This is a genomic window from Vibrio sp. AK197 (genome assembly GCF_053903115.1).
This window is the reverse complement of sequence record NZ_CP096430.1, coordinates 2,848,811-2,862,874: the sequence shown is the minus strand read 5'-3', so window position 1 is coordinate 2,862,874 and position 14,064 is coordinate 2,848,811. Positions and strand designations below refer to the sequence as shown.

General features: G+C 46.2%; 12 protein-coding genes. 4 read left to right on the top strand and 8 right to left on the bottom strand.

Annotated features, from left to right (window positions below; translation table 11 throughout):
* Window positions 1–19: 19 nt before the first annotated feature.
* The 4 genes from M1D72_RS20435 to M1D72_RS20420 form a co-directional block, all read right to left on the bottom strand.
* A complete protein-coding gene (locus tag M1D72_RS20435) occupies window positions 20–1,816 on the bottom strand; it encodes a protein-disulfide reductase DsbD (RefSeq protein WP_456296343.1) in 1,797 nt (598 codons plus the stop codon).
* Window positions 1,817–1,979: 163 nt separating this feature from the next.
* A complete protein-coding gene (locus tag M1D72_RS20430) occupies window positions 1,980–3,287 on the bottom strand; it encodes an anaerobic C4-dicarboxylate transporter (protein ID WP_456296342.1) in 1,308 nt (435 codons plus the stop codon).
* A 119-nt stretch (window positions 3,288–3,406) separates the two neighbouring features.
* Window positions 3,407–4,855, bottom strand: a complete 1,449-nt coding sequence (aspA, locus tag M1D72_RS20425) for an aspartate ammonia-lyase (RefSeq protein WP_456296341.1) — start codon at window positions 4,853–4,855, stop codon at window positions 3,407–3,409.
* Window positions 4,856–5,035: 180 nt separating this feature from the next.
* Complete coding sequence (locus tag M1D72_RS20420) at window positions 5,036–6,955, bottom strand: diguanylate cyclase (RefSeq protein ID WP_456296340.1); 1,920 nt, start codon at window positions 6,953–6,955, stop codon at window positions 5,036–5,038.
* 209 nt (window positions 6,956–7,164) lie between these two features.
* Here M1D72_RS20420 and M1D72_RS20415 point away from each other — a divergent pair, with 209 nt between their 5' ends.
* Complete coding sequence (locus tag M1D72_RS20415; RefSeq protein WP_456296339.1) at window positions 7,165–7,683, top strand: FxsA family protein; 519 nt, start codon at window positions 7,165–7,167, stop codon at window positions 7,681–7,683.
* 43 nt (window positions 7,684–7,726) lie between these two features.
* Here M1D72_RS20415 and M1D72_RS20410 read toward each other — a convergent pair whose 3' ends face one another.
* The 4 genes from M1D72_RS20410 to M1D72_RS20395 all read right to left on the bottom strand — a co-directional run bounded on the left by M1D72_RS20410 (window position 7,727) and on the right by M1D72_RS20395 (window position 11,090).
* The gene (locus M1D72_RS20410; RefSeq protein WP_456297438.1) at window positions 7,727–8,203 is read right to left on the bottom strand and encodes a tRNA (cytidine(34)-2'-O)-methyltransferase; all 477 of its coding nucleotides are present in this window, start codon (window positions 8,201–8,203) and stop codon (window positions 7,727–7,729) included.
* Between the two features lie 90 nt (window positions 8,204–8,293).
* A complete protein-coding gene (locus M1D72_RS20405) occupies window positions 8,294–8,899 on the bottom strand; it encodes a superoxide dismutase (RefSeq protein ID WP_456296338.1) in 606 nt (201 codons plus the stop codon).
* Between the two features lie 113 nt (window positions 8,900–9,012).
* A complete protein-coding gene (gene cpxA, locus M1D72_RS20400) occupies window positions 9,013–10,395 on the bottom strand; it encodes an envelope stress sensor histidine kinase CpxA (protein WP_456296337.1) in 1,383 nt (460 codons plus the stop codon).
* Window positions 10,395–11,090 (bottom strand): response regulator, encoded by a 696-nt coding sequence (locus M1D72_RS20395; RefSeq protein WP_456296336.1) that lies wholly within the window; start codon window positions 11,088–11,090, stop codon window positions 10,395–10,397. Before M1D72_RS20395 ends, cpxA begins: the two co-directional genes overlap by 1 nt.
* Before the next feature lie 171 nt (window positions 11,091–11,261).
* Between M1D72_RS20395 and M1D72_RS20390 the strand changes: the two genes are divergently transcribed.
* From M1D72_RS20390 to pfkA, 3 genes are all read left to right on the top strand, one after another.
* Window positions 11,262–11,801 (top strand): CpxP family protein, encoded by a 540-nt coding sequence (locus M1D72_RS20390; RefSeq protein ID WP_456296335.1) that lies wholly within the window; start codon window positions 11,262–11,264, stop codon window positions 11,799–11,801.
* Between the two features lie 120 nt (window positions 11,802–11,921).
* Window positions 11,922–12,842, top strand: coding sequence for a CDF family cation-efflux transporter FieF (fieF, locus tag M1D72_RS20385; protein ID WP_456296334.1), 921 nt, complete (start codon window positions 11,922–11,924; stop codon window positions 12,840–12,842).
* A gap of 256 nt (window positions 12,843–13,098) precedes the next feature.
* Complete coding sequence (gene pfkA / locus M1D72_RS20380) at window positions 13,099–14,061, top strand: 6-phosphofructokinase (protein ID WP_456296333.1); 963 nt, start codon at window positions 13,099–13,101, stop codon at window positions 14,059–14,061.
* Window positions 14,062–14,064 lie beyond the last annotated feature (3 nt).

Sequence of the window (14,064 nt, the reverse complement as noted above, 5' to 3'; positions counted from 1 at the left end):
TATGGCCAGCATCGTATATTTATAAACCGTGAGCCTCGAGATGGGAAAGGAACGGCTGCGCTTTAACAAAACCGGTTAGGCGAGCTGCTGGAACATGGTTTCCTTGACTATCCCAGAATTCGATCGTGGGTAATCCGAGGACTTTCATGTAGGTCATTAGCTCAATGTCATTGGGCATGCTTTTGGTGACATCAGCTTGAATCAAAACAAAGTCTTTTAGCTTGTTTTCAACGTCTGGCTGGTGAAAGGTGTATTTTTCAAACTCTTTACAGGCAACACACCAATCCGCGTAGAAATCAAACATCACCGGTTTTCCTACCTTTTTTGCATCGGCGAGTTGTTGTTTGAGTTCATCTAACGTGCTGATTCGCTTGAAAGCAATGGTATGTGTGGCTTGAGTTGGCGCTGATACCCAGTAACTGATTAGTGGCTGAGCGGATGCGACCAACCCCAATACTGCAATAATGGCGACGACACTCTGTTTCCAGCCACCAAAGGGGAGGCTGTTTTTGGCGTGATATAACCAACCAAATGCTGCAATACCCAGTAACGACCATAAAGTGAGAGACCAGCTTTCAGGGAGGATTCGCTCCAGTAAGAAAATCGGTGCGGCGAGGAGAATGAAGCCAAACAAGGTTTTTACTCGATTCATCCATTCACCAGCTTGTGGGAGGAGCTTATTACCAAACACCGCCGCGATGATCAGTGGAATTCCCATACCCAGTGCTAACGCATACAGTGCAACCCCGCCGGTCAGCAAATCACCGCTTTGTGCGACGTAAAGTAGAGCGCCGGAAAGCGGTGCAGTCGTGCACGGGGAGCATACCAATCCCGAGATCGCGCCCATAGCAAAGACGCCCCATAATTTGCCGCCTTGCTGTTGATTACTTAAGTGGCTAAGCCAAGTTTGAACTCGGTTTGGCAGTTGAATGGTATACACGCCAAACATCGATAATGCCAAAGCAATAAATAAAACGCTTAAGGTGATTAGCACATATGGGTGCTGCAATGCTGCTTGGAACTGTAACCCTGCTGACGCGACGACTAAGCCGAGTAAAGTATAAGTGAGCGCCATGCCTTGCACGTAGACAAACGCTAAGCCTAAAGCACGCTTATGGCTGAGTTTCCCGCTGCCAAGCACAATACTGGTTAAAATGGGGTACATCGGTAGCACGCAAGGCGTAAAAGCGAGGCCGACACCGAGCAGTAAAAACAGCAAGGGTGTCCACCATTGCTCCGCAAGTTGGTGAGCAAGCCCACTTTGTTGGGAAGCTGGCGCTTGTGATGTAGAAATGGATTGTGGCTGTTGAGGTTGAGATGTAGATGCTAACGGTCGTGCGCTACCTACTTCTTTCATTGGCATCAAAGCCAGCTCACGCGTTTCTGGTGGATAACAAAAACCGGCTTGCGCGCAGCCTTGATATTGAATCAAAAGGCGGCCGTTTTCGCCCACTTGAGTCAGCGGAACTTCGGCTAATAAAGGTTCTGTATAGATATGCACGTCACCAAAAAATTCGTCATGGTAGGGCGTACCGTCTGGATATTGAACCTCGCCAAGCTGTGCATTTTCAGCGCTAAAATTAAGGCGCTCTTGATACAGGTAATAACCCGGCTTAATTTGCCAGTCGATATAGACGCGATCACCTTGTTGATAAGCATTGAAGACAAACGCTTCATCGACAGTCACGAATTGATTACTGCTTGAGCCTAAGCTGTTAATCGTAGAACTGGCGGGAGGGTTAAAGTCAGCAATTGCTGACCATGAAGCCAATAAAGTAATGAATATCAATAAAATTTGACGGGTAACACGCTGCATAATGGAATCAAATTTGGACGTTCTGTGGGCTAGTGTAACTCAATCAGACCCGTTTGATCGCTAACAAGTTTCATCAATACCAATATTTTGCGGCTTACGCGGATTGTATGTCACAAAATAAAACACGCATGGCGGCACATTGGCCGCCATTAAATGGGAATGATTACAGAATTAGGCTGCCAAAACCAAAGCCTAAAATCACTGAACTGGCAATGGTCACCACACCAGGAATTAAAAAGGGGTGGTTAAAGACATAACGACCAATTCGGGTTGAGCCTGTATCATCCATTTCGACCGCGGCCAGTAGTGTTGGGTAGGTCGGCAGTACAAATAGCGCACTCACTGCTGAAAATGACGCCACGGCGGTCAGCGGTGCAACACCAATCGCTAATGCGGCAGGCATCAAAGCCACGGTTGTTGCACCCTGGGAATACAGCAGCATTGACGCTAAAAACAGCACTAAGGCAAGCATCCAAGGGTGTTGTGATAGTAAAGAACCCGCAACGTGTTTGATGTCTTCGACATGGGCATTCACAAAAGTTGATCCTAGCCATGCGACGCCGAGGACACACACACAAGCGGTCATGCCAGAGCGAAAAGTTGCGGCGCTTGGAATTTTTGAAGCGTCCACTTTGGTGGTGAAGGCAATAATACCTGCTGCTGCGAGCATGACCGCGATAATGGCTTCATTGCGCCCTAACGCCGGATCGGTGATTAATCCAATTGAGTTTGAAATTGCAGCGGCATAGCACACAACCAATAAGATCGCGCCAAGAAAAATGAAGGTAGCCGTTTTGGCTGTTGGCAGAATCTGGCGTTGTTGCTGACGTTCGAGTTTGATTTGACCATCATTTAAACGCTGCTGATAAATCGTGTCATCTTTTAGCTCACAGCCCATAAAGTTGGCAACAAACGCACCGATCATGCAAGCAATGAAAGTGCTTGGAATGCAGACAGCGAGCAGCATGATGTAATCCACGCCTTGTGGCGCTAGCATCGCTGCAAATGCAACGACCGCGGCAGAAATGGGCGATGCTGTGATAGCGACTTGAGAAGCCACGACGGCGATAGATAGAGGACGAGAAGGCCTAACGCCTTGCCCTTTGGCCACTTCGGCAATGACGGGTAAGGTGGAAAACGCGGTATGCCCGGTGCCTGCCATCAAGGTCATTAGGAAAGTCACAATGGGCGCATAGAAGGTAATACGCTCGGGGTGTTTTCGTAGAAAGTTTTCGGCTAATTGTACCAACCAATCCATACCTCCAGCCACTTGCATAGCGGCAATTGCCGTAATGACGGACATAATAATTAAAATGACGTCAACCGGAATAAAACTTTGGCTGGTGGGAACGCCCAGCACTATTGATAGCGCAATGACGCCCGCGCCTCCCGCAAGCCCAATCCCGATGCCACCCATTCGGGCGCCCAGATAGATAAACAGCAGGACGATAAGTAACTCAAGTGTGATCATGAATAAACCTTAATAATGAGTAATACCAAACATGATTGGATAAATAATGGGAATGGCGTACCAATAAAGGCCAACAAAAAGGGCTCGACGGATCGGCCCTTTGGTTAGCGATTTATTGGTTAGTAGCGTTTGGCTTTGTATTTCGGATGCAGGAAGTTATCGACACATAAAATATCGTCAATTTCCTCTTCGCTAAGCAAGCCACGCTCAAGGACGACCTCGCGTACGCTTTTGCCTGTCTCTGCACAGATCTTTCCGACGATGTCGCCTTCATGATGACCAATGTATGGGTTGAGGTAAGTGACGATACCAATCGAGTTGTAGACGTAATTCTCACACACCTCTTTGTTGACGGTGATGCCATCAATACATTTGTCACGCAAGTTAACGCAGGCATTTGAAAGTAGAGAAATTGATTCAAACATACTTTGTGCGATGACCGGTTCCATCACGTTTAATTGAAGTTGCCCACCCTCGGCTGCAAACGAGACCGTGTTGTCGTTACCGAGAACTTTAAAGCACACTTGGTTAACCACTTCCGGTACCACAGGGTTGACTTTAGCGGGCATGATTGATGAGCCAGCTTGCAGTTCAGGTAAGTTGAGCTCATTGAGACCCGCGCGTGGTCCTGAAGATAGCAAGCGCAAGTCATTACAGATTTTGGAGAGCTTAACGGCGAGGCGCTTAAGAGCGCCATGAGTCATAACGTAAGCACCACAATCAGAGGTTGCCTCAATCAAATCTTCGGCAGCGACCACATCTAATCCCGTTACGGCTGCTAAATGTTTGATAGCAAGTTCTTGATAACCTTCAGCGGCGTTGAGGCCGGTACCAATGGCTGTGGCACCAAGGTTGATTTCAAGTAACAGTTTTGATGTGTATTCAAGTGCGCGAATTTCCTCATTCAAGGTCACAGACCAAGCGTGGAACTCTTGGCCAACCGTCATCGGCACGGCATCTTGCAATTGAGTACGGCCCATTTTCAAAATACTTCCGAACTCTTGGCTTTTAAGGTCAAAAGCGCCTTTTAAGTACTCGATGGCTTCAATCAGTTTGTGCACGGAGTTATACACCGCGATACGGAAACCGGTTGGGTAAGCACAGTTGGTTGATTGGCTACGATTGACATGATCGTTAGGGTTAACGAACTGATATTGCCCTTTCTCTTTTCCCATCAACTCTAAAGCAACGTTGGCAACCACTTCATTGGTGTTCATGTTGACTGATGTGCCGGCCCCACCTTGGAACACATCAGAAGGGAATTGATCCATACATTTTCCTGTGTCCAAAATCAGGTCACAAGCTTGAATGATGTAGTGAGCGACTTCACTAGGAATGACGCCAAGTTCTTTATTGGCTAAAGCTGCCGCTTTTTTCGTCATGATCATGCCACGAACAAATTCGGGCACATCAGAGATGGTGACGTTGGAAATATTAAAGTTTTCGATGGCGCGTAGGGTATGAATACCGTAGTAAGCATCGGTTGGAACGTGGCGCTGACCAAGCAAGTCTTCTTCGATGCGAGTCGCGTTGCTGGCTGCTGCTGGAGCGTCAGTAAAAGTCGACATAACAGGATCCTTAGATAATTATTTTGTATTTAAGATGAATCGTTTGCCAATCTAAAATTAAGAATCCGTTCGTTAGAATATGTGGCGGTAAATCGCTCCCGACTTAGCCGCTACATAATACTGTTATCGACACTGAAATATAGAGGAAAAGACGGGTTTTTTATCATCGTGTGATAAATATCAGTCGTGAGAGTGGCTTTTTATAATGTGAAGCTGTTCTTTGCCATGGATGGTTACGCAGTTTTTGCCTTTGGCTTTAGAGCGGTAAAGTGCCTCATCAGCGTGGCTGAACGAGTGTTCGGGCTCAAGCTCAATTTGAGCAATGCCGACACTGATGGTGAGGGAATAAGCTTGTGAGGTTTCAATCGTTTGGCATACACGACGCATGAGCAGTGCTGCTTTATCGGTATCGGCATGTTGAATGATTACGGCAAACTCATCGCCGCCAATGCGGGCGATAAAGTCGGTTTCGCGTAGTAACGCGGCTAACTTATCAGCGACATATAAAATGATTCGGTCGCCAAAGGAGTGACCGAGAGAATCATTAATTTGTTTGAAGTTATCAATGTCGATAATCGCGAGGCAGCTTGGCGGCTGCTCTGGGTAGCGCTGATATAACTTGGAGTAATGCTCCAAGACATGATTAAATTTACTTTTGTTCCACAGTTCCGTTGCTGGGTCACGTTCTGTTTGACTCTTAAGTTGTTTGATTCGTTCATATTGTTCAGAGATGTCGCTAATCGAATATAGATAATGACGATTACGATTCCAACTTGAGGAAGAGGTGGTAACTTCGGCTTGGCAAATACGCTGTTGGCCACTTTTGGCGAGAAAGGTGAGCTGACCTTTCCAACTATCCGCTAAATATAAATCGTGCTCGATGGATTTTGCTTGTTTGGGATCGAGGGTAAATTTGAAAATATTGGCGTTTAAAACGTCAGATGTTTCTTGGTCGACTAACTCACAGAAACGACGCGTGGCGCGAGTAATACGATGGTGACTGTCCGTAATCACGATAGCGGTGCCACTGGAGAGCACCAGCTCAGCAAATTTTTGATCGAGTAATTCGCGCTGTTTGGCATCCCAAATCAACGCCAGAATACCACTGAGGATGCCGGAGAATAACCAGATTATGACCAACTCTTGTTGAATATCCGTCGACAGAGCATCAAATTGTGCTGCGATGTCAGCCGCTGGTATATGAGTCAACATGATGAGTGGGCTTTTGGAAACGAACAGCTTTGACTCCATCGGCTTGAAAACATATAAGCCATTGGGACTCATATAATTCCCTCTACGGGCATCGCTTGCTTGAATTTGTCGCCATAAATCGATGTTTTCGTTACGAAGATTATAGTGATATCTATCGGCGATGAGGTCACCAAACAGTTTATCGCTTTGCTGGCTAAGACGATAGAAACCGAGTTCATTAACGAAATCGATCGCTTGATTGGTTTCAACGTTTGATGCTGTCAGTAGGCGTACAATTTTAAGAACCGCAAGATTCGCAATTAGGTAGCCATAGCGCGTATTGTTGTCGCTGATGGGGCGGATAATACGATAGCCAGGAAGGTATGGTATGACAGGGCGGCCATGTTCATATTCAATATCGACGCCCACATGCCCTGTTGTATTATTGGGTAGGGATTTGGCATAGGCAACATAGTCACGGTGGCTCTTATCTTGAAGTTCCTCATTCGCAACAACATATGGCTTAGGGTTACTGTTGTTGCGTTCGACACGAATTTTTTCCTTGCCTTGCGCATCAAGGAAGCGAAGTTGATAGAAGTAATCAGAGTTGGCGCTGACTAAGGACCATTGGTTTTCGATGTAGTGTTTGAGATTCGCATCCTGAGTTTGAGCGTAATCGAGCAGTAATGATGACGAGTAGAGTGCGCGATAGATATTATCGAGATGATTTTGAACACGAGTCGCCCTCGTATCAATGTACGATAGCAATTGCAGGTTTTCACTGGTTAGCTTCGCTAATAACGACTGGTATGATTTATCTGAAAGATGAAGATAAACACCGCCAATAATTAATGAGCATCCTAGCCATATGATCACTATTTTGTTAATAACCGTGGTGATGCGTCTCATCTCATGATCAAGTTCGAAGTTAACTACTACTTAAAATGTAGTTACTCATCGATCAATTGCAACTAAAATTCTAGCAACTTATTGCATATTGTGAGGTGGGGTTTAGCGACCAATATTGACTTAAATTGTGAGAGAATTTTGCTCGTGATGTGCTGTGCTTGAAGTTGTCGAGGGATACGTCTAATGTGGTAGCCAACTGAGGAGGCGACGTGTTCCCACTATTGCTACTGTTATTTATTTTTGTGCCAATTATAGAGATTGGACTGTTTATCCAAGTCGGTGGTTTTCTTGGCTTATGGCCGACCATTGGGTTAGTTTTGCTCACCGCATTCGTTGGTGCATCTTTAGTACGTAGCCAAGGTATTCGTACTCTGATTAACGTACAACAACGTGTGCAGCGAGGTGAACTGCCTGCACAACAAATCGTTGAAGGTGTTATGTTGGCGGTATCTGGAGTCTTACTGTTGACGCCAGGCTTTATGACGGATGCTTTAGGGATGGTGGTTCTACTTCCTGCGCCGCGTGCGTTGCTCGCGAAATACGTTATGAGTAAAGTCGTGGTGAAAGGGGCGAATGCGTTCCAGCAAGGCAGCTTTTATGGCCAACAAGACAATAATCCATTTGGTTCTCAGCGCTCTGAACAAGGCGACACGTTCGAAGGTGAATACGAGCGTAAAGACGAAGATAAAAAAGACGACTCCGACGACCACCATAATCGCCTTCGTTAACGAATAGGTAAAACACTGGCTCAAGCCAGTGTTTTTGTATGGGTTACTGCGCGCCGTCAAACCCCATTTGTCGCCATGCTTCAAAGGCAATGATGGCAACGGCATTGGATAAGTTTAGGCTTCGTGCTTCGGGCATCATTGGAATGCGAATACGCTGTTCCATCGGCATGCTTTCAATCAACTCCGCAGGTAAACCTCGTGTCTCCGGGCCAAATAGCAATACGTCCCCCGCTTGATAACTTGGGTCAACATGATGGCCTGTGGTTTTTGTTGTACAAGCAAAAATTCGATATGGCTGCGCGCGAGCATTCAAGAAGTCGACAAAAGCTTGATAGTTTTCATGGCGTGTCACTCGCGCTAAGTCGTGGTAATCCAAGCCCGCACGACGAACTTTCTTTTCTTCTAAATCAAACCCCAATGGCTCGATAAGGTGAAGGTTGGCGCCGCAGTTAGCGCATAAGCGAATGATGTTTCCGGTATTCGGGGCTATTTCAGGTTCGTAAAGGGCGATATCAAACATAGTTAAAGCGGGTGGTGAGCTAAGAATGGCAAGCAGTATAAGGCGGCGAAGCGAATACGCCAAGCCGCCTGTTCATTTCGTCGTCAGTGTTTAAAGTGCGGCGTGGTAATTATCGCTTACTGCATCCCAATCAACGACATTCCACCAAGCGTCAATATATTCTGGGCGGCGGTTCTGATAACTGATGTAGTAGGCGTGTTCCCAGACATCTAGCGCTAGAATGGGTTCGCCTTGTTCGCTGGCAATGTCCATCAGCGGGTTATCTTGGTTGCTGGTCGAGACTATCTTTAACTCTCCATCTTTGACCACAAGCCAAGCAAAACCAGAGCCAAAGGTATTGATCGCCGCTTGTGCAAATTGGTCTTTAAATGCCTCGAAGCTGCCAAATGTGCGGGTAATGGCGTCGCCAAGCGCGCCTTTCGGTTCGCCGCCACCATTAGGAGACATGCAATTCCAATAAACAATATGGTTGTAGTAACCGCCGCCGTTGTTACGTATGGCTGGCGACAACTTGGAAATATTAGCAAAAATATCTTTTAGACTTGTTGATTCAAGTTCTGAGCCTTTGATCGCGGCGGTGAATTTATCGAAGTAGGTACGGTGGTGCTTGCTGTAGTGCACTTCCATTGTTTTCGCATCGATATAGGGTTCTAGCGCATCATAGGCGTAAGGCAATTCTGGAAAAACATGTGACATGGTAAATCCTCCTTAGTTGGAGAATTTACTGTAATGATAATCGTTCTTATTATCAACATTTGAGTTTGTAAGGGTATTACTCACTGAATTATTGATAAAAGAGTGACTAACGCTTACTTCGCGATGAGGGGCAATGTCATATCAATCCTCAGGCCACCTAACTCACTTCGGCTAGCGACGATGGAACCATTATGCTGGCGAATCGCATTTTGGGTGATGGCCAGCCCGAGGCCTGTCCCTCCACTGTGGCGATCGCGTGCGGTGGAAACTCGATAAAATGGACGGAAAATGGCGTCCAGTTCATCATCTGGGACACCGTCACCATTGTCTTCCACGCGAATAAATAGTTGATCATTCTGATCTGAAAGCGCTACTTGAACCTGATCTTTACTGTAATAAATCGCGTTACGGACCACGTTATCGACTGCGCTCATCAATAGTTTGGGATTACCTGAAATCTCACGTTGTGGAATGGCGGTGAACGTTAAGCTTTTGGCGACTTGTTCGGCCTCAAACTGCGCATCGCTAAGAATTTCTTCCCATAAGCTTTGCAGAGGCTGAATTTCACGTGTGAGGTGACTGTCGGCTTGAATGCGTGACAACGCAAGCAGCTCGCCTATCATCTGCTCTAACCGCTGTGCTTCGGTATCAATACGGGTTAGTTCTTGGCTCTCTCCTTGTTTACGAGCTGCCAGACCTGTCGCCATTCTTAGCCGTGTGAGAGGGGAGCGTAACTCATGGGAAATATCAGACAGCAGACGCTGCTGGCCCGAAATCATCTGGTTGACAGCCTCAACCATTTGATTAAAGCTGGCGCCCGCTTGGCGAAACTCCGATGTGCCTTTTTCAAGTTGTGGATCCACCACAAATTCGCCTTTTGCAACGCGCTGTGCAGCACGCTCTAACTTACGCGCTGGTTGGCTTAATGCCCAAGCAAGCCATAGCAGTAATGGGGTGCTGGTTAGCATGACGGCGAGTAATAAGGTGAAAGGTTTATCCAATATGGTCAGTAGGAATGGCGGTGGTCGATCCCATTTGACGCCGACATAAAGCAATAAATTTTGCTTGGCTAACTGCACGGGCAGTGGACCGGCGATCATAAAGCGGCCATAGAGCTTTTGTTGCGGTGTTTCTGGTGATTCAGAGGTAGTAATAAAGTTTTGTAGTGCTCGTTCTGGAAAGTTATGTTGGTTACGGACAGAGAGAGGCTGACCTTCTTGGTCGGTAATGAAAATACGCATTTTACGATCTGGTGAGCGGCCACGAGGATCATCTAAAGCAAATAGAATACGGCCAAGGTCGCTCTCATCGTCAAACTGCTGTTCAATGCCATCGCGAATCTCCTTAAGGTGTTGAAGATGATCTGAAGAGATATCTTTGGCCTTGCGGGGGTCAAAATGAGGCAGTGACAAAGCAACCATCAAGACCAGAAACATCGTAAACCAAAAAATAGCAAAAATACGCCCATAGAGGCTGGTGATTCTAGGTAAACGCATCACTCTTCCTCAACCAGTAAGTAACCCCGCCCACGCAGTGTTTTTATTCGTGGTTTGCCGTCGGCACGTTCCGGTAACTTTTTACGCAAATTGGAAACATGCATATCGATAGCACGATCAAACGCCGCTAAGTGCTTACCAAGCACTTCAAGGCTCAGTATTTCTTTGGTCAGTGTTTCTCCGGGGTGTTCGACAAAATAACTCAACAGAGAAAATTCTGTGGTGGTTAATTCTAACAGTTGGTCTTGGCAATAGGCCTCCAAGCGGCCCGGATAGATTTTGAGATCTTGGTATTGCAGGCAATCACTGCTTTTTTCTGGGTGAGGTTCATTATGGCTTTGGGTTCGGCGCAAAATCGCGCGAATGCGAGCCAGCAACTCTCGATCGCTAAAAGGCTTTGGTAAGTAATCATCAGCGCCTAACTCTAACCCAATGACGCGGTCAATCTCTTCGCCTTTGGCGGTGAGCATAAGGACCGGGGTTTCCCAGTCGGCACGTAAACGTTTTAGCGTTTCGGTGCCATTAAGCTTGGGCATCATGACATCAAGTAAAATGAGGTCCACAGTGTCATCGATCAACGCTAAACCACTCTGGCCATCATTTGCTTCAGAGATAGTAAACCCTTCGAAGGTCAGGACCTCCTTAAGTAAGCTGGTAAGTTCGGTGTCATCGTCGATCAGTAAAATGTGGGCCATAAAAATACCTTAGCGTCTATGTGCGTAGCCTTATAATAGTGCGAAATTCGGTGACAGTAATCCGCTCTTTACGAACATTTACTGTTCACCCACGTTGCTTTACGTCGTGCCCTGTATTCTACCCTCAAGCACTGTAAAACAGTCCTGACCAATAAATATAAGGGTATGAATATGAAAGCAACAAAAAAACTTGTACTGATGGCATTGATTGCACCAATCGCGTTAGGTTCTGCTAGTGTATTGGCGTTTGGCGGCGGTAAAGGTGGGCATGGTCCTGAGCATCGTGGTTTTGATCAACAGTGCCGCGGTGGTGGTGAGCGTGGTGTGATGAAACAACTCAACTTGAGTGATGAACAAAAATCGCAGCTTAAACAGATGCGTGAACAATCTCGTCAAGCGATGAAAGAGGAAATGCAAGGTCAGTTTGCTGAGCGTCAGGCCGAAATGAAAGCCTTTCATGCCAAGGAGCAACAATTGGTGCTAGCGGATAATTTCGATGCACAAGCGGCCAATGCATTGGCATTGGAAATGGCAGAGAAACAAGCGCAAATGCGAGTAAAAATGATGAATCATCGTCATGATATGCTGAGTGTATTGAGCGATGAGCAAAAACAGCAGTACGAGACGCTCGTCGAGGCGCAGCAACAAGAGTGCGCGCAGAAAATGGCTGAGCATAGACAAAAGCGCCAACAAAAAGCCAATAACGATTAATGCTCCATTGTTTGAAGAGCATTCAAAAAGCGACCCAAGTGGTCGCTTTTTGTGTTTGGTACGCTTTTATTTTTAACTCAGGTTATACTTGGCGACAATAATGGAAACTGAAATCTATATATGAAACAAGAATATGCACGCTTGGTATCTTTGGCCGCTTGGACAGCGACCGTCGTTGCTACGCTTCTTTTGGTGGTCAAGTTAGCCGCATGGTGGGTCACCGGGTCGGTCAGCCTATTGGCTTCATTGATTGATTCGATGTTGGATATTGCTGCGTCTTTGGTCAATTTGGTGGTGTTACGCTACGCCTTGCAGCCGGCCGATCAAGAACACTCATTTGGTCATGGCAAGGCCGAATCCTTAGCGGCACTGGCTCAAGCTATGTTTATTTCTGGCTCCGCGATGTTTTTGATTTTGAACGGGATTGATCGCTTCTTTCGGCCCCATGAGTTGCAGTCTCCTCAGTATGGTGTTTATGTCAGTCTGTTTTCGATTTTGGTCACCTTCAGCCTTGTGCGTTTTCAAAAATACGTGGTGAGAAAAACGGGCAGTCAAGCGATAGAGGCGGACTCATTACATTATCAATCCGATCTTTATATGAACGCGGCCATCATGGTGGCACTGATTCTCAGTTGGTTTGGGCTCAAACAAGCTGATGCGATATTTGCGATTGGAATTGGTGGGTACATTCTTTATAGCGCAGCAAAAATGGTCTACCTTGCGATTCAAACCTTGCTCGACCGTCAGCTTCCTGAACATGAAGTGGCACAAATTCGTGATATCAGCGTGTCGGTACAAGGGGTTCTTGGTGTCCACGATATTCGGACGCGTATGTCAGGGCCGATTCGTTTTATTCAGTTGCACCTAGAAATGGAAGATAGGATTTCATTACTTGAAGCCCATCAAATTGCCGATAGAGTCGAGGCTCTCTTATTTTCGGCATTTCCCGACTCCGACATCTTAATCCACCAAGACCCTTACTCTTTGGTTCATGAGCAAGAGACACCGACTATTCTCAACAATGGTGATGGGTTGGATTAGGACAAATACACAGTTATTGTCTACGTTGTTAGTGAGCGATAAATCGATGGATACTGACATTTATCAACAAAGTGAGGCAGTGAGCTGTAATACAATTACAGAAGTAAAAAAGTTACGTACATCTGGATAAATATCAGTAGTATTCCTATCCAGTACGAGTAACATAATCAACAAACTAAACAATTATTGATCATTGGCTTAAAGCGAATGACGCAACTTTTTTTGAAATTTGATTCCCATATAATCGAGGGTGAGCATGATTAAGAAAATCGGTGTCTTAACGAGTGGTGGTGACGCACCAGGCATGAACGCAGCAGTTCGCGGTGTTGTTCGTACTGCGTTATCTGAAGGCCTAGAAGTGTACGGTGTTTATGACGGTTATCTAGGTCTGTATGAAGATCGTATCGTAAAGCTTGATCGCTCTAGTGTTTCTGATGTGATTAACAAAGGCGGTACCTTTTTAGGTTCTGCTCGTTTTCCTGAGTTCAAAGAAGAAGCTGTTCGTCAGCAAGCGATCGAGAACCTGAAAAAGCATGACATTGACGCACTGGTTGTGATTGGTGGTGATGGCTCATACATGGGCGCGAAAAAGCTAACAGAAATGGGCTATCCATGTATCGGTCTACCTGGCACGATTGATAACGACATCGCTGGTACGGATTACACTATTGGTTATCTAACGGCGCTAAATACGGTTATTGATGCCATTGATCGTCTGCGTGATACCTCCTCTTCACACCAACGTATTTCTATTGTTGAGATCATGGGACGTCACTGTGGTGATTTGACCTTAATGTCAGCGATTGCTGGTGGTTGTGAGTACATTATCAGCCCTGAAACCGGCCTTGATAAAGAGAAGTTGATTGCCAATGTACAAGATGGCATCAAGAAAGGTAAGAAGCATGCCATCATTGCTCTGACTGAGTTGATGATGGACGCAAACGTACTGGCAAAAGAAATTGAAATGGCAACGGGCCGTGAAACACGCGCCACTGTACTTGGTCATATTCAGCGTGGTGGTCGACCAACGGCATTTGACCGTGTTTTGGCTTCTCGAATGGGCAACTACGCGGTGCATTTGTTACTTGAAGGTCATGGCGGTCGCTGTGTGGGTATCGTGAAAGAGCAGCTTGTGCACCACGATATCATTGATGCGATTGAAAATATGAAACGCCCTGTACGTGATGACTTATATCAAGTGGCTCAAGAATTGTTCTAATCC

Bases quoted from the DNA above. Each gene is read 5' to 3' on its own strand.
- M1D72_RS20435 (WP_456296343.1), bottom strand. From the start codon at position 1,816: ATGCAGCGTGTTACCCGTCAAATTTTATTGATATTCATTACTTTATTG.
- pfkA (WP_456296333.1), top strand. From the start codon at position 13,099: ATGATTAAGAAAATCGGTGTCTTAACGAGTGGTGGTGACGCACCAGGC.
- fieF (WP_456296334.1), top strand. From the start codon at position 11,922: ATGAAACAAGAATATGCACGCTTGGTATCTTTGGCCGCTTGGACAGCG.
- M1D72_RS20420 (WP_456296340.1), bottom strand. From the start codon at position 6,955: ATGAGACGCATCACCACGGTTATTAACAAAATAGTGATCATATGGCTA.
- M1D72_RS20410 (WP_456297438.1), bottom strand. From the start codon at position 8,203: ATGTTTGATATCGCCCTTTACGAACCTGAAATAGCCCCGAATACCGGA.
- M1D72_RS20395 (WP_456296336.1), bottom strand. From the start codon at position 11,090: ATGGCCCACATTTTACTGATCGACGATGACACCGAACTTACCAGCTTA.
- M1D72_RS20405 (WP_456296338.1), bottom strand. From the start codon at position 8,899: ATGTCACATGTTTTTCCAGAATTGCCTTACGCCTATGATGCGCTAGAA.
- cpxA (WP_456296337.1), bottom strand. From the start codon at position 10,395: ATGCGTTTACCTAGAATCACCAGCCTCTATGGGCGTATTTTTGCTATT.
- M1D72_RS20430 (WP_456296342.1), bottom strand. From the start codon at position 3,287: ATGATCACACTTGAGTTACTTATCGTCCTGCTGTTTATCTATCTGGGC.
- aspA (WP_456296341.1), bottom strand. From the start codon at position 4,855: ATGTCGACTTTTACTGACGCTCCAGCAGCAGCCAGCAACGCGACTCGC.
- M1D72_RS20390 (WP_456296335.1), top strand. From the start codon at position 11,262: ATGAAAGCAACAAAAAAACTTGTACTGATGGCATTGATTGCACCAATC.